This is a genomic window from Pseudomonas sp. C9-3 (genome assembly GCF_032392015.1).
Taxonomy (GTDB): domain Bacteria; phylum Pseudomonadota; class Gammaproteobacteria; order Pseudomonadales; family Pseudomonadaceae; genus Pseudomonas; species Pseudomonas nitroreducens.
Map to the genome: position 1 here is coordinate 5,300,973 of NZ_CP135919.1, position 14,411 is coordinate 5,315,383.

The window sequence follows — 14,411 nt, forward strand, 5'->3', positions numbered from 1 at the left end:
TGTTTTTTCCAGCGATCGAACCGGGCGCGCAAGAGCAGGCCTTGCGCAGAAGGGTGCGAAGCGTACCCCATGCGCCGGATATCTCAATCTTTTCTGGATAGCTGGCGAAGGGTACCAGCAGCGGTGCGCGGGGAAAACAGCGGAAACCGGCAGGTCGCCCCCGCTCCGAGCGGGACGGGGGCAGCCTGCGGTCAGGATTGCGCGGCGGGCAGCGCCATGGCGCCCTGCTCCGCGACCGGAGCCAGAGGCACGGCCGGGGCATGGGCATCGGCTTGCAGCGATTGCCGCCAGGGACCGATCCACTGCTCCTTGTCGCCCTGCCAGAGCGCCAGGTGCAGGCGCGACAGCGCCACCGGATCGCTCAGCAGCGCCAGCCGGCGGTTGCCGTCGAGCTGCTCGGGGCCGGCTTCCAGCGCCTTCTCGACCAGCGCAGCGCGGGTCGATTCGATGGCGGCTGACTGGCCGTGGCGGGCAGTACCCATGGCGCAGGCCAGGGCGTTCAGTACCGGGTCCACGGCAGAGCGGACGAAGCCGTCCTTCAGCGCCTGCCAGCGGTTCTGGTAGGTGTACTCGTCGGTAGCACGCAGTTCGCGCGGGGTGTCGTACTCCTCAGGGATGAGGAACAGCTTCTCATCGCGCGAGGCCAGGCCCAGCTTGACCCGGCTGCTGATCACCGAGACCGGGATCGACAGCATCAGCGCGCCGACGATGGGCGACAGCCACCACAGGAAACGCGGGTTCAACCATGCCACCAGCAGCGCCCAGCACAGGCCCAGCAGGGTCTGCAGGCCATGGCGACGAATCGCTTCGCTCCACGGGGTGTCGTCGTCATCACGCTGCGGCGACTTCCACTGGGCTTCCCAGCCGAGGAACGCGGCCAGCACGAAGCGGGTGTGGAAGAGCATGCGCACCGGGGCGAGCAGCACGGAGAAGAACATCTCCAGAAGCATGCTCAGGGTTACCTTGATCACACCGCCGTAGCCCTTGGCGCCCTTGGCCCAGATCAGCATGACGCTGAGCAGCTTGGGCAGGAACAGCAGGGTCAGGGTGGTGGAGAACAGGGCGATGGCCTTTTCCGGGTGCCACTGCGGCCAGATCGGGAACAGCTGGCGAGGCTCGAGGAAGTACTGCGGCTCCATCAACTGGTGCACCGCCAGCAGCGCAGTGGACAGCACCAGGAAGAAGAACCACAGCGGTGCCGACAGGTAGGACATCACGCCGGTGAGGAACACCGCACGGTGCACCGGGTGCATGCCCTTGACCAGGAACAGGCGGAAGTTCATCAGGTTGCCGTGGCACCAGCGGCGGTCGCGCTTGAGCTCGTCCAGCAGGTTGGGCGGCAATTCTTCGTAGCTGCCTTCCAGGTCGTAGGCGATCCACACGCCCCAGCCGGCGCGGCGCATCAGCGCGGCCTCGACGAAGTCGTGGGAGAGGATCGCACCGGCGAAGGAGCCCTTGCCCGGCAGCGGCGCCAGGGCGCAGTGCTCGATGAAGGGTTTCACCCGGATGATCGCGTTATGGCCCCAGTAGTGGGATTCGCCCAGTTGCCAGAAGTGCAGGCCGGCGGTGAACAGCGGGCCGTAGACGCGGGTGGCGAACTGCTGCATGCGCGCATAGAGGGTGTCCATGCCCGACGCCTTGGGCGCGGTCTGGATGATGCCGGCCTCGGGGTTGGCCTCCATCAGGCGGACCAGCTTGGTCAGGCAATCGCCACTCATCACGCTGTCGGCGTCCATGACGACCATGTACTTGTACTGGCCGCCCCAGCGACGGCAGAAGTCGTCGATGTTGCCGCTCTTGCGCTTAACCCGGCGCCGGCGGCGGCGATAGAAGATGCGACCGAAGCCCAGGGCTTCCTTGCACAGCTCGATCCAGGCCTTTTCTTCGGCCATGGCGATATCGGGCTGGTTGGTGTCGCTGAGAACGAAAAAGTCGAAGCGATCCAGCTCACCGCTGGCCGCCACCGATTCGTAGGTCGCCCGCAGACCGGCGAAGACGCGCGGGACATCTTCGTTGCAGATCGGCATGACGATGGCGGTGCGCGCATCGGCGGCAATCGGCTCGCTGCCTGCGCTGCTGCCGGAAATGCGGTAGCGGTCGCGGCCGGTGAGCAGCTCCCAGAAGCCCATCAGGGCCGTCCAGAATCCCGCCGACACCCAGCAGAAGAGAATCGCGAAGAGCGTCAGCACGCCGAACTGGATGGCGTAGGGCACCACCTGCTCCAGGGTCTGCAGCCAGGTCTGGCGGTTGATCTCTTCCAGGTCGACGAAGGCCCAGCCCTGGTAGGGCAGGATGCCTTTCATGTAGTAGGTGGCGACGGTGGTCTGGCCGAGCATGAGCAGGACCAGGATGAACCGGCGCAGCGAGCCAACCCGCTGCCAGCGCGCCTTGGGCAGGTCGCGGGGGGGCTTGGCCGGGTTGCTGCGCCCGGTCAGGCGGCGCCAGCCGCGCATGATCGGGTTGGTCCGCCAGGGTTCGGGGATCACCTTGGTGCGCTGGATCGGCGGCGCTGCCTTGAGGTAGGTGCGGCCGTTGTCGTCCATGCCCAGCATCTGGGCGTCGTCGAGGTCCTGGCCATACCCATGGCGCAGACGTGCACCGACCGAAGCCAGAGCGGCGTCTTCGCCCTGCACATCGCCAGCGAGCTGCTCGTGCAGCTCGCTGATGGAACCGGCCTGGGCCAGCCGCTCACGCTCCTGCGACGAAAGGGGCAGGTGCGCGAGATAGTCGGCCACCGGCGCGGTGGTAGCGGTGGAGTTATTCATCGGCAGGCAGCTGGTAGCTCCAGGTTTCGGAAATGGTCTGGCCGCCGTTTACCAGCGCAGCGCGCATTTCCGTCGGCTTCTTCGGATCCTTGACCTTGATCCGCAGGGTCAGACGCCAGCCCTTGGTCACTGCGTTGTAGCGCAGTGCGTTTTCCTTCACCTCGGCATTGTCGTCGGTGCTCACCTGAGTGCTTACCGGCGCATCACCGGCCAGTGCCTTCAGGGTCGGGCCGACGAAATCGACAACCAGCGCGACGCTGCCATCGGGCTGACGGATCAGGTTCTTCTGCTTGACGTCGCCGACCGAGCGCAGGGTCTGCATGACCCAGGCGTTCTTCGCGTCGTGCAGGGCTTCCTCGTCCTTGGTCCAGCGCATGCGGTAGGCGAAGTCCAGCGGCTCGCCGGCTTCCGGGCGCTTCTCCGGGTTCCAGAAGGCAACGATATTGTCGTTGGTCTCATCCGGGGTCGGGATTTCCACCAACTCGACGGTACCCTTGCCCCAGTCGCCCTGCGGCTCGATCCAGGCGGACGGGCGCAGGTCGTAACGGTCGTCCAGGTCCTCGTAACGGGAGAACTCGCGGCCACGCTGCAGCAGGCCGAAGCCTTTCGGGTTCTCGACGCTGTAGGCGCTGACGGACAGGTGTTTCGGGTTGTTCAGCGGACGCCAGATCCACTCGTCGTTGCCAGCGTGGATCTGCAGGCCGGTGGAGTCATGCAGCTCCGGACGGAAGTTGTGCTCCGGCGACGGCTGGTTGGAGCCGAACAGGAACATGCTGGTCAGCGGCGCCAGGCCCAGCTTGCTCACCTTGTCGCGCAAGAACACGCGGGCCTTCACGTCGACCACGGTGTCGTTGCCCGGACGGATGGTGAAGCGGTACGCACCAGTCGCGCGGGGCGAGTCCAGCAGCGCGAAGATCACCAGGTGCTTGTCCTTGGGCTTGGGCTTCTCGATCCAGAACTCGCGGAAGCGCGGGAACTCTTCACCCGACGGTAGCGCGGTATCCAGCGCCAGGCCACGGGCGGAGAGGCCCCACCACTGGTCCTTGCCGATGATGCGGAAGTAGCTCGCCCCCAGGAAGGTGGCGATCTCGTCCTGCTTGTCCGGCGAGTTGATCGGGTACAGCAGGCGGAAGCCGGCGTAACCCAGATCCTTGGTCGCATTGGCGTCGAACTTCAGCGAACCGAAGTCGAAACGGGAGGGATCGTATTTGATCTCCTTGACGTCGGTCGCCGTGACTTCATTGATCTTCACCGGGGTGTCGAAGTGCATGCCCTGGTGATAGAAGCTGATCTTGAAGGGGGTCTTCTCGTCGGCCCAATAGGCCTTCTCGTTACGGAAGCGAATCTGCTGGTAATCGGCGAATTTCATTTCGCTGAATTCCGATGGCAGGTTGCTCGTCGGTGCGCTGTACTTCTCAGCAGCCAGCGCCTTGGCCTGTTCGCCAACGTCGTCGAGATTGAAGGCCCAGGCATGGGTAGCGCTCAACGCCAACAGGGCGGAGCCGACCAGTCCGCGAAGGATTTGGCGCGAAAGCGGTTGTTGAACGGAACGGAAAATCACGAGTCCCCCTCGTCCGTGAACACAAAACGATTAAAGCCAGCAAAGGCGATGCCAAATTGCCGGCGATTGAATTCCGACCCCGGTGAGACTGAATGATTCCCCGATTTTTTCCACGGGTACTTCCGGCTCCCGGAGGCGCATTGTTCTAGATGCATAAGCCCTAACCATCATCCCACGGCGATATGACAAGCTGCCGCGCGTTCAAGCCTCCAGTAGAAAGGTCACTGGCCCGTCATTGACCAGGTGGACCTGCATGTTGGCGCCAAAACGGCCAGTGGCGACCAGCGGATGACGCTCTCGCGCCTGTTCCACGAGTAGATCGAACAACGCGGCGCCCCTTGCAGGAGGCGCCGCGCTGGAAAAGCTCGGTCGCAGGCCCTTGCGGGTGTCTGCGGCCAGGGTGAACTGCGAAACCAGCAGCAGGCCGCCGCCGACATCGCTCAATGAAAGGTTCATTTTACCTTCATCGTCGCCAAACACTCGATAGTTAAGCAGCTTGTGCAACAAACGGTTGACCGAGTCTTCGTCGTCCTGGGGTTCCACCCCTACCAGAGCCAGCAGCCCATGGTCGATAGCGCCGACGATTTCGCCGTCAACCTCGACGCGGGCGCCGCGCACCCGCTGGATCAAACCCTTCATTCAGCCTCCGGCGGCAGGTTCAGCAGGCGGCGGCCGATTTCATTGGTGGCGCGGATCAGCGCATCGGTGATGCCCGGCTCGCCGGCCACGTGGCCGGCGTCGCGGACGATCTGCAGTTCGCTGTTGGGCCAGGCCTTGTGCAGCGCCCAGGCGTTGTCGAGCGGGCAGACCACGTCATAGCGGCCGTGGACGATCACACCCGGCAGGTGGGCGATCTTGTGCATGTCGCGCAGCAGCTGGTCTGGCTCGAGGAAGCCGTCATTGACGAAATAGTGGTTCTCGATGCGGGCGATGGACAGCGAGCGGTGCGGGTCGGCGAAGCGATCCACCACCGCCGGGTTCGGCCGCAGCGTGGCGGTCCGGCCCTCCCAGGTGGACCACGCGCGCGCGGCGTGCATCTGGGCAATCTGGTCGGGGCCGGTCAGGCGGCGATGGAAGGCATGCAACAGGTCGTCATGTTCGTCGGCGGGAATCGGCGCCAGGTAGTCTTCCCAGTAATCCGGGAACAGGCGGCTCGCGCCCTCCTGGTAGAACCAGCGGATTTCCTGCGGGCGGCAGAGGAAGATGCCGCGTACGATCAGCGCCAGCACGCGCTCGGGATGGGTCTGGGCGTAGGCCAGCGAGAGGGTCGAACCCCAGGAACCGCCGAACAGCACCCACTTGTCGATGCCCAGGTGCTCACGGATGCGCTCGATGTCCTGCACCAGGTGCCAGGTGGTGTTGTTCTCCAGGCTCGCATAGGGCGTGGAGCGGCCACAGCCGCGCTGGTCGAAGGTGACGATGCGGTAGATGTTGGGATCGAAGAAGCGCCGCGACATGGCATCGCAACCGGAGCCCGGGCCACCATGGATGAACAGAACCGGCAGTCCGTCGGGCGTGCCGCTCTCGTCCATGTAGATGACGTGCGGCTCTTCGACGGCCAGTTCATGGCGGGCGTAAGGCTTGATTTCCGGATACAAAGTTTGCATGGCTCGCTCCTGGATCAGTGCGTACGGTCGCTCCCGGACCAGTAACCATCCTAGGGCCTGTCGCCACCTTATAGAAAGTCGCGTTGCCGCAGCGCGACTTCCATCGAAAGTCTTCGGCCCCCACGGTGTCGGGCATGATACTCGGGCCAGCGAAAAACCCATAAGGGAGTTAGTGAGCCATGCCACGGAAGTTGTTTCTTTCTCTTTTTCTGCTGGTGCTCGCCTTGGCCGGCTGCGATCGCGACGACCCGCGCGCGCAACTGGACGCCGCCGTGAAGCAGTTGCAGGACAACCTCGAAGCCAAGAATAGCGGGGCCGTGATCGATCAGTTGGCTGGCGACTTCCGCGCCAACGGCGAGTTCGACCGCGACTGGGCCAGGCGCACCATGACGCTGATGTTCCTGCGGCACCAGCAGGTCAAGGTGATCCTGCTCAGCAGCGAGAGCCGGGTCGACCCGACCCACACCAATCGCGGCCATACCGACGCTCAGGTCGCCCTTACCGGTGCCGAGAACCTCATCCCCGACAGCGCCGGGCATTATTCCGTGAAACTGGAATGGTGGCGCGACGGCGCCGAATGGAAACTGGCGAGGCTCGACTGGCAATGACTTCCCCCCTGCAACACCGTATCCGCGCCGCCGGGCTGCTGGTACGCAACGACGAAATCCTGCTGGTGCGCCATGCCGTCGCCGGCGACGAGTACTGGATTCCACCGGGCGGCGGCTTCGAGTCGGACAAGGACGAGTCCACCCGCGACACCGTGCGCCGCGAGTGCCGGGAGGAAACCGGGCTGGCCGTGAAAGTCGGCCCGCTGGTCTACGTGCGTGAGTTCGCCGAGCCAGTGGCCGGGCGCTTCCACATGGAGCTGTTCTATCGCGTCGACGCCTGGGATGGCCGGGTCAGCCTGGACAACCTGCGCGGCCTGGGCGGCGACGAGTTCGATATCCGCGAGGTCGCCTGGGTGCCGCGCCGCGAGCTACCGCGCCTGCCCTCCTACTATCCCGCCGAATTGCTCGACGATGTCTGGGAGCGCCTGGCCGAGGCGCAACCGCTGATCCGCCACCTCGGCCTGCAGCGCTAGGATTACTGCACCGGTTCGCTGGTGGGCTTGGCGATGATCGCCTGCAGCTCGGCGGTCATGGGGAATTCCAGGTTGAGGTTCTTCGGCGGGATCGGCTGCTCGAACCAGCGCTGGTAGATGCCCTTGATCTCGCCGGAGGAATACAGCTCGGCCAGCGTCTGGTTGACCAGGGCGAGGAACTGCGGATCGTCTTTGCGCACCATGCAGGCGTAGATTTCCCGCGATTGCGGCTCGCCCACCACTACCCACTGGTGCGGATCGCGGGCCTTGGCCTTCTCGCCGTAGAGCAGCGCGTCATCCATGTAGAAGGCTACCGCGCGGCCCGACTGCAGCATGAGGAAGGCTTCGCCATGATCCTTGGCGCTGACCACGTTCATGCCCAGTTTGTGCTCGGCGTTGTAGGCCTTCAGGTAGCGCTCGTTGGTGGTGCCGGCGGTGGTCACCACGTTCTTGCCCTTGAGGTCGGCGAAGCCCTGGATGCCGCTGTCCTTGGCGGTCAGCAACTGGCCTTTCACGTAGATGAAGCCGTAGGAGAAGGCGACCTGCTTCATGCGCTCGGCGGTGACGCCGGTAGAGCCACACTCCAGGTCCACCGTGCCGTTCTGCACCAGCGGAATGCGCGTCTGCGAAGTCACCAGGTTGTACTTCACCTTGAGATCGGGCTGGCCGAGCTTCTGCCTGATGCGCTCGACCACCTTGCCGGCCAGGTCCACCGAGTAACCCATGGGCTGCCCGCTGTTATCGCCCAGGTAGGAGAACGGTACCGAGGCGTCGCGATAACCCAAGGTTATCGTGCCGCGCTCGGCGACTTTCTTCAGCGTGCCGTCCAGTGCCTCGTTGGCCTGCGCCAGCGCGCAGACCAGGCTGGACGCCGCCAGCATTCCCAGAGCAAGTCGTTTCATGGGTGCGATCCTTCTTGTTGTTGTGAGTCGGGTTGGGGGTCAGGGCCGCGCGGCAATCACGGTGATTTCCACCAGCACCTGCGGCCGTGCCAGCAGCGCCTGCACCGTGGTGCGGGTCGGTGCGCAGCCTTCCGGCAGCCAGGCAGACCAGACGCCGTTCATGGCCTCGAAATCGGCGGCGATGTCCTTGAGGTAAATGGTCGCGCTGAGAATGCTCGCCTTCCCGGTGCCGGCTTCGGCCAGCAGCGCGTCGATCTTCGCCAGCACCTCGCGGGTCTGGCCCTGGATGTCGGTGGCCTGCCCGGGTACCTGCCCGGAGAGGAACACCAGCGAGCCGAAGACCATAGCGCCGGAAAGGCGATCGTTGGTGGCGATGCGTGTGAGTTGCATGGTGAGTCTCCCCATTCGAAGGAATCAGCCGGCCAGCCGCGCGGGCGTCAGGCCGGTCGTGTCGATATCCGGGTGGCGCCCGGCGATCTGTGCGGCAATCAGTTGCGCACTGCCACAGGCGAGGGTGAAGCCCAGCGCGCCGTGGCCGAGATTCAGCCACAGGCCGCGCGGCCCGCAGGCACCCACCAGGGGCACGCCGGTGGGCGTGGCTGGACGCATGCCGGCCCATTCAATGGCGGCGCCGTAGTCGCAGGCGTCCGGCAGCGTATCCGCCGCCTGCTGCCGGATCAGCGCCAGCCGCTTGGGCTCCAGGCACGGGTCGAAGCCGACGATGTCGACCATGGCAGCAATGCGCAGACGTTCGCCGATGCGCGCGTAGACCACCTTGCGGTCGTAGTCGGTGAGGCTTACCTCCAGCGCGTGGTCTTCGGCGCGGATCGGCGCGGTCAGGCTGTAGCCCTTCAGCGGATAGAGCGGCAGGCGCGGGCCGCCCGGCAGCAGCGCGGCGCTGCGGTAGCCGGCAGCGAGGACCACGTGATCGGCCTCGAAGGTCTCGCCGCCCGCCTCCACGCCGATCACGACGCCATTGCGAATCATCAGCCGGGAAGCCGGGCGGGCATACACCAGTCGGCAACGTCCCGATGCCTGAAGTCGCTCGGCGAGACGCTGGCAGAACAGGAAGCAGTCGGCGACCTCCTCGTCCGGCGTATGGATGCCACCGACAAAGGGCGCACGCGCCAGCGCTGGGTCCAGCTCGCGGCACTGCTGCGCCGAGAGCACGAATTGCACAGAAGGATCGGACAGGTTCTGCCGCGCACTGCGGAAGCTGCCTTCATCGCGGAAGGCCACCAGCTTGCCGTTGCGCCGCCAGTCGAAGCCGTCCAGCCCATCCTCTCGCCACTGCGCCAGCGTGCTCTGGCTGAACAGCGCGAGGCGCAGCAAATGTTTCGCATTGGCCTGGTTCACCGAGCGCCGACAGGCCGCCGTGAATTCCATCAGCCAGCGCCACTGCGCCGGATCCAGGCGCGGGCGCAGGCGCAGCGGCGAGTCGCCGCGCAGCAGCCACCCCAGAGCCTGCTGCGGTACGCCGGCATCGGCCAGCGGCGCCACGTAGCGGTAGGACAGCTGGCCGCCGTTGGCGAAGCTGGTTTCCAGCCCGGCCGCATCCCGCGCTTCCAGCACGGTGACGTCGAATCCTTCGAGGACCAGCGCATGGGCCGTGGCCAGCCCGACCACACCCGCGCCGATGATGCAAACCCGCTGTGCCATTGCCGTCTCACTGCCAATCGATTCCAGGCCTCGACCTTAGGGCCGGGTGACAGGCGGCGAACAATGAATAAACATGGGCAGCCCATAAACCAGGGTTATACCTTGGCGAATCCGCTGACGGAGGCAAGCCATGCGCCTGCGCCATATCGAAGTGTTCCAGGCCATCCGCGAGACCGGCTCGGTCAGCGGCGCCGCGCAATTGCTGCACGTCTCCCAGCCGGCGGTAACCAAGGTGCTGCAGCACGCCGAGCAGCAGTTGGGCTTCCCGCTGTTCCTGCGCGTGCGCGGCAAACTGCAGGCGACCCCCGAGGCGCTGGAGCTGGAGCGCGAAGTCGCCAAGGTCACGGAAAGCCTGCAGGGCGTGCGTCGACTGGCGCAGAGCCTGCGCGGCCAGCCGGAGAACCGCCTGCGCGTGGGCGCCACGCCGGCCCTGGCGCTGTCGCTGCTACCGTCGGTGATCCGCGAATGGACCGACCGTTATCCACAGAGCAGCTGCGAACTGGCGACCCAGCATTCCCGCGAGCTGATCCAGAACCTGCTGATGCGCGAGCTGGACCTCGCCCTGACCCTGCAACAGACCGACCACCCCGGCCTGCGCTCGCAGGTCATCGCCAGCGGCCCGCTGGTAGCCCTGGCACCACGCGCGCACTGGCCGGAAGACCGTTTGGGCAAGGCGCTGACCCTGGGCGAGTTGGCCGGCGAGCCGATGATCGGACTGTCCACGTCCGACCCGCTGTCGGCACGCCTGGAAAGTCATCTGGCGAACGTCGAACCGCCACCTCGCGTGCGCATTTCAGTACAGACCTACGCGCTGGCGCGCACACTGGTGGAGGCAGGAACAGGATTGGCGCTGGTCGATCCCTTCACAGCACTGGGCGCGGACGAAAGACTCACCGCACTGCGCCCGCTGTCGCCTCCGGTGAAGGTCACGCTCTACGCCCTGACCCGAGCCGATGAGACGCCTCCGCACACCCAGGCGCTGCTGCTGGAGATGCTGGTGCGGCATGCAGACGGGCAACTGGCGCAGCACCGCTTCGAATAAAAGACAGCCCCCTGCCACACCGGGGAAGCGCCGCCGGGATGCGTGGTCCGGTGGCGCCGCGCCGACAAGCCCCGGCGCGGCAGGAGGCTGTGTAAAACTCAGCGGCCGTAGCGCTCGCGGCCCCAGGCGATGAAGGTTTCCAGCATGCGCCGGAGTACCTGGGCGGTCGGCGCGGCGAGGTCTTCGCGGTAGCCGAAGGGCGCATGCTCATCCATGTAGTTGCACTGCGCGAGTTCCAGTTGCACCGCGTGCACGTTGTCCTGCGGCTGGCCGTAGTGGCGGGTGATATGGCCACCCTTGAAGCGCCCGTTGAGGATGTGGCGATAGGCTGGAGCCTCGGCGCACACTGCGACCAGTCGCTCGGCCAGCTGCGCATCGCAGCTCGCGCCGCTGTTGGTGCCGATATTGAAGTCGGGCAGTTTGCCGTCGAACAGGTGCGGGATGACCGAGGCAATCGAGTGGGCATCCCACAGCAGCGCATAGCCGAATTCTGCCTTCAGCCGTGCGAGTTCGCCGGCCAGGGTCTGGTGATACGGCGTCCAGACTTCCTTGAGGTAACGCGCACGCTCTTCCGCGGAAGGCGCCTGCCCTTCCTTGAACAGCGGGCGACCGTCGAACAGGGTGTCCGGGTAGAGGCCGGTGGTGGCAGTGCTGTACAGCGGCTTGTCGTCGGCCGGGCGGTTGAGGTCGATGACGTAGCGCGAATAGCCGGCAGCCAGGGTGCTGGCGCCCAGTTCTTCGGCAAAGGCATAGAGCTGCGGGATGTGCCAGTCGGTGTCGGCCAGCTCGCGCGCCTCGTCCACCAGGCCGGCTTCCACGGCCGGAGTCAGGCGGATGCCGGGGTGCGGCATGCTGATCAGCAGGGGCACGCGGCCGCGTTTGAATTTGAGAACGTTATCCATGGGGTCTATCTCCAAGACGGGCGAATAAGGACCTGTAGGAGCGAGCTTGCTCGCGAACAGATCCGCTGCGGAGCGGGGTTCGCGAGCAAGGACCAGGCGTCCCCCTCGGTCCTACAAGAACCAGACTCACAGCTCTTCGCCATGACGAATGACGCGCTTGGGCAAGTCGCCGCCGAGCCAGTAGGCCAGTTCGGCGGGGCGCTGGATGTTCCAGGCGATGAAGTCGGCGACCTTGCCCGCTTCCAGGCTGCCGTGGCTGTCGGCCATGCCCAGCGCTCGCGCGGCGTTGAGGGTGACGCCAGCCAGCGCTTCTTCCGGGGTCAGGCGGAAGGCAGTGCAGGCCATGTTCAGCATCAGGCGCAGGGACAGCGCCGGCGAGGTGCCGGGGTTGAGGTCACTGGCGATGGCGATGTTCACGCCGTGTTTGCGCAGGGCGTCCATCGGCGGCAACTGGGTTTCGCGCAGGACGAAGAAAGCGCCCGGCAGCAGCACGGCCACGGTGCCGGCCTCGGCCATGGTGAGGGCGTCGCTTTCGTCCATGAACTCCAGGTGGTCGGCGGACAGCGCGCCGTAGCGCGCCGCGAGGCTCGAGCCATGCAGCGAGGACAACTGCTCGGCATGCAGTTTTACTGGCAGGCCTAGTCGCTTCGCAGCCTGGAACACCCGTTCGACCTGCGCGGGGGAGAACGCAAGGTGTTCGCAAAACGCGTCCACCGCGTCCACCAGCCCTTCCTCGGCCAGCGCCGGGAGAATGTGGGTGCAGACCTGATCGATGTACTCGTCGGCGCGCCCAGCGTATTCCGGCGGCAGCGCATGGGCGGACAGGCAAGTGGTGCGTACCGTCACCGGCAGCTCCTGCTCCAGGCGCCGAGCGACGCGCAGCATGCGGCGTTCGCTGTCCAGGTCCAGGCCATAGCCGGACTTCACTTCCAGTACGGTCACACCGTCAGCCAACAACGGGCGGGCACGCTTGATGGCGCTGGCCAGCAGTTCGTCCTCGCTGGCCTCGCGGGTGGCGCGCACGGTGCTGGCAATGCCGCCGCCAGCCGCCGCGATCTCGGCGTAGCTGACGCCGTTCAGGCGCTGCTCGAACTCGCCGCTGCGGTCGCCACCGAACACCAGGTGCGTGTGGCAATCGATGAAGCCGGGCGTGACCCACGCACCGCCCAGGTCGGTGCTCTGCACGGGGCGCTCGGGTAGCTCGGCGCGCGGGCCGATCCAGCTGATGCGTTCACCCTCGGTGATGATCGCGGCGTCTTCGATGATGGCGTAGCGGCCGCCCTTCATGGTTGCCGCGTGGCAGTGGTGCCAAAGATGTTTCATTGCAGTCTCCCGATGCTCGCACCAACGCTATCCAGCGCCGCCGGGTCAGCCAGCAGCGCGGTGGCGCGGTCGATGTCCGGCGCCAGCCAGCGGTCGCTGTCGTAGGCCGGTACCTGTTCGCGCAACAGGCTCCAGGCACAGTCGGTGCCGGCGCCGAAGCGCTGCGGCTTGAGGAATTCGAAGGCCTGGGCGGCCAGCAGGTATTCAATGGCGAAGATGCGTCGGGTGTTGTCGATGGCGCGGCCCAGCTTGAGTGCCGCGCTGGTGCCCAGGCTCAGGTGGTCTTCCTGCAGGCCGGAGGTGACGAAGTTGTCCACCACCGCCGGTTGCGCCAGCTGGCGGTTCTCACCGGCCAGGGAGGCGGCGACGTACTGCACGATCATCATTCCCGAGTTGACGCCCGGCTGGCTGACCAGGAAGGCCGGCAGGCCACTGACCAGCGGGTTGATCAGGCGATCCAGGCGGCGCTCGGCCACGCCGCCCAACTCGGCCACGGCAATGGCCAGCAGGTCGGCGGCCATGGCCACGGATTCGCCGTGGGGATTGGCCTGCGATACCACGCGGTAGTCATCCGGCGTGCCCAGCACCAACGGGTTGTCGGTGGCGGAATTCAATTCGGTCTCGATCTGCTTCGCCGCGTGTTCCAGCTGGTCGCGGCAAGCGCCGTGGATCTGCGGCATGGAGCGGATGCTCAGCGCGTCCTGGGTGCGGATACCCTTGCTGCTGGCGATGACTTCGCTGCCTTCGAGCAGCGCGCGCAGGTTGGCGCCGACCTTCTGCATGCCCGGGTGCGGTTTGAGCGCGATGATCTCGGCGTCGAAGGCGTCGATCTGCCCGCGCAGGGCCTCGAAGCTCATGGCGCCGATCACGTCGGCCCATTGCGTCAGGCGGGTCGCGTCGTCCAGTGCCAGGCAGCTCAGGCCGGTCATGCACGGCGTGCCGTTGACCAGGCAGAGCCCGTCCTTGGCGCCCAGCTGCACCGGTTCCAGGCCTTCGGCGGCCAGGGCGCGGGCAGCGGGGACGACCTCGCCGCGATAGCTCACCTCGCCGATGCCGAGCAGCGCCACGCCAACGTGGGCCATGTGCGTGAGATAACCGACCGACCCCTGCGACGGCACGCGCGGGGTGATGCCGTGGTTGAGCAGCGCCAGCAGCGCTTCCACCACGCGGCGGTGCAGGCCGGATTTGCCGTGGCTGTAGTTGGCGATGGCGGCGGCGATGATCGCGCGGGTCTGCTCGTCCTTCAGCGGCTCGCCCACACCGCAGGCATGGCTGAGCAACGTGTTGCGCGACAGCTGCGCCAGTTGCTCGCCCTGCAGTACCACGTTGCACAGCGCGCCCAGGCCAGTGCTGATGCCATAGGCCCGCTCACCCCGGCTGACGATGCGCTCGACGATGCCACGGGCGTTGTCGATGCGCGCCCAAGCGGCCGGCGACAGTTGCAGGCGCGCGCCCTGGCGCGCCACCGCGACCAGGTCCTGCCAGCGCAGCGGGCCGTTGCCGAAAGTGATGGTGGAAGAGGACGACATGCGGAACTCCTGTAGGCGGGGAAGCCCCCTTCCCCGCCGA

General features: G+C 66.1%; 12 protein-coding genes and 1 pseudogene. 3 read left to right on the forward strand and 10 right to left on the reverse strand.

Going from position 1 to position 14,411, the window contains the following annotated elements; translation table 11 throughout:
* Window positions 1-191: 191 nt before the first annotated feature.
* The 4 genes from mdoH to pip form a co-directional block, all read right to left on the reverse strand.
* Window positions 192-2,765: a glucans biosynthesis glucosyltransferase MdoH gene (gene mdoH / locus RS899_RS24330; protein ID WP_315808266.1), complete on the reverse strand. Its 2,574-nt coding sequence runs from the start codon at window positions 2,763-2,765 to the stop codon at window positions 192-194.
* Window positions 2,758-4,326: a glucan biosynthesis protein G gene (locus RS899_RS24335; protein ID WP_082450897.1), complete on the reverse strand. Its 1,569-nt coding sequence runs from the start codon at window positions 4,324-4,326 to the stop codon at window positions 2,758-2,760. The genes mdoH and RS899_RS24335 overlap by 8 nt, the downstream gene beginning before the upstream one ends.
* 201 nt (window positions 4,327-4,527) lie before the next feature.
* Window positions 4,528-4,965: a D-aminoacyl-tRNA deacylase gene (gene dtd, locus RS899_RS24340; protein ID WP_024764182.1), complete on the reverse strand. Its 438-nt coding sequence runs from the start codon at window positions 4,963-4,965 to the stop codon at window positions 4,528-4,530.
* A complete protein-coding gene (gene pip / locus RS899_RS24345) occupies window positions 4,962-5,933 on the reverse strand; it encodes a prolyl aminopeptidase (RefSeq protein WP_315808267.1) in 972 nt (323 codons plus the stop codon). Before pip ends, dtd begins: the two co-directional genes overlap by 4 nt.
* A 179-nt stretch (window positions 5,934-6,112) precedes the next feature.
* Between pip and RS899_RS24350 the strand changes: the two genes are divergently transcribed.
* A complete protein-coding gene (locus RS899_RS24350) occupies window positions 6,113-6,541 on the forward strand; it encodes a hypothetical protein (RefSeq protein WP_315808268.1) in 429 nt (142 codons plus the stop codon).
* Window positions 6,538-7,014, forward strand: coding sequence for an NUDIX domain-containing protein (locus RS899_RS24355; protein ID WP_054910852.1), 477 nt, complete (start codon window positions 6,538-6,540; stop codon window positions 7,012-7,014). The genes RS899_RS24350 and RS899_RS24355 overlap by 4 nt, the downstream gene beginning before the upstream one ends.
* 2 nt (window positions 7,015-7,016) lie before the next feature.
* Here the strand turns inward: RS899_RS24355 and RS899_RS24360 are convergent, their stop codons facing one another.
* Genes RS899_RS24360 through RS899_RS24370 form a run of 3 tightly spaced genes read right to left on the reverse strand, consistent with a single transcriptional unit; the run spans window position 7,017 to window position 9,575 of the window.
* Entirely contained in the window at window positions 7,017-7,916 is a 900-nt protein-coding gene (locus tag RS899_RS24360) for a transporter substrate-binding domain-containing protein (protein WP_315808269.1), read from the reverse strand.
* Window positions 7,917-7,955: 39 nt separating this feature from the next.
* On the reverse strand, window positions 7,956-8,306 hold the full coding sequence (locus tag RS899_RS24365) for a RidA family protein (RefSeq protein WP_315808270.1): 351 nt from the start codon (window positions 8,304-8,306) through the stop codon (window positions 7,956-7,958).
* Between the two features lie 24 nt (window positions 8,307-8,330).
* On the reverse strand, window positions 8,331-9,575 hold the full coding sequence (locus RS899_RS24370) for a D-amino acid dehydrogenase (RefSeq protein ID WP_315808271.1): 1,245 nt from the start codon (window positions 9,573-9,575) through the stop codon (window positions 8,331-8,333).
* A 63-nt stretch (window positions 9,576-9,638) separates the two neighbouring features.
* On the opposite strand from RS899_RS24370, the pseudogene RS899_RS24375 reads away from it, so the two are divergent.
* Window positions 9,639-10,617 (forward strand): annotated as a pseudogene (locus RS899_RS24375) (LysR family transcriptional regulator).
* 98 nt (window positions 10,618-10,715) lie between these two features.
* Here RS899_RS24375 and hutG read toward each other — a convergent pair.
* The 3 genes from hutG to hutH form a co-directional block, all read right to left on the reverse strand.
* Window positions 10,716-11,519 carry an N-formylglutamate deformylase gene (gene hutG, locus RS899_RS24380; protein ID WP_315808272.1) on the reverse strand — a complete coding sequence of 268 codons (804 nt, stop codon included), beginning with the start codon at window positions 11,517-11,519 and terminating at the stop codon, window positions 10,716-10,718.
* A gap of 126 nt (window positions 11,520-11,645) precedes the next feature.
* Window positions 11,646-12,842, reverse strand: a complete 1,197-nt coding sequence (hutI, locus tag RS899_RS24385) for an imidazolonepropionase (RefSeq protein ID WP_315808273.1) — start codon at window positions 12,840-12,842, stop codon at window positions 11,646-11,648.
* Complete coding sequence (hutH, locus tag RS899_RS24390) at window positions 12,839-14,371, reverse strand: histidine ammonia-lyase (RefSeq protein ID WP_315808274.1); 1,533 nt, start codon at window positions 14,369-14,371, stop codon at window positions 12,839-12,841. Before hutH ends, hutI begins: the two co-directional genes overlap by 4 nt.
* Between the last annotated feature and the right edge of the window lie 40 nt (window positions 14,372-14,411).

What these genes read in the sequence shown, in the direction of transcription:
- RS899_RS24355 (WP_054910852.1), top strand. Translation starts at nt 6,538, where the DNA reads ATGACTTCCCCCCTGCAACACCGTATCCGCGCCGCCGGGCTGCTGGTA.
- RS899_RS24360 (WP_315808269.1), bottom strand. Translation starts at nt 7,916, where the DNA reads ATGAAACGACTTGCTCTGGGAATGCTGGCGGCGTCCAGCCTGGTCTGC.
- hutI (WP_315808273.1), bottom strand. Translation starts at nt 12,842, where the DNA reads ATGAAACATCTTTGGCACCACTGCCACGCGGCAACCATGAAGGGCGGC.
- mdoH (WP_315808266.1), bottom strand. Translation starts at nt 2,765, where the DNA reads ATGAATAACTCCACCGCTACCACCGCGCCGGTGGCCGACTATCTCGCG.
- hutH (WP_315808274.1), bottom strand. Translation starts at nt 14,371, where the DNA reads ATGTCGTCCTCTTCCACCATCACTTTCGGCAACGGCCCGCTGCGCTGG.
- RS899_RS24350 (WP_315808268.1), top strand. Translation starts at nt 6,113, where the DNA reads ATGCCACGGAAGTTGTTTCTTTCTCTTTTTCTGCTGGTGCTCGCCTTG.
- RS899_RS24370 (WP_315808271.1), bottom strand. Translation starts at nt 9,575, where the DNA reads ATGGCACAGCGGGTTTGCATCATCGGCGCGGGTGTGGTCGGGCTGGCC.
- pip (WP_315808267.1), bottom strand. Translation starts at nt 5,933, where the DNA reads ATGCAAACTTTGTATCCGGAAATCAAGCCTTACGCCCGCCATGAACTG.
- hutG (WP_315808272.1), bottom strand. Translation starts at nt 11,519, where the DNA reads ATGGATAACGTTCTCAAATTCAAACGCGGCCGCGTGCCCCTGCTGATC.
- dtd (WP_024764182.1), bottom strand. Translation starts at nt 4,965, where the DNA reads ATGAAGGGTTTGATCCAGCGGGTGCGCGGCGCCCGCGTCGAGGTTGAC.
- RS899_RS24365 (WP_315808270.1), bottom strand. Translation starts at nt 8,306, where the DNA reads ATGCAACTCACACGCATCGCCACCAACGATCGCCTTTCCGGCGCTATG.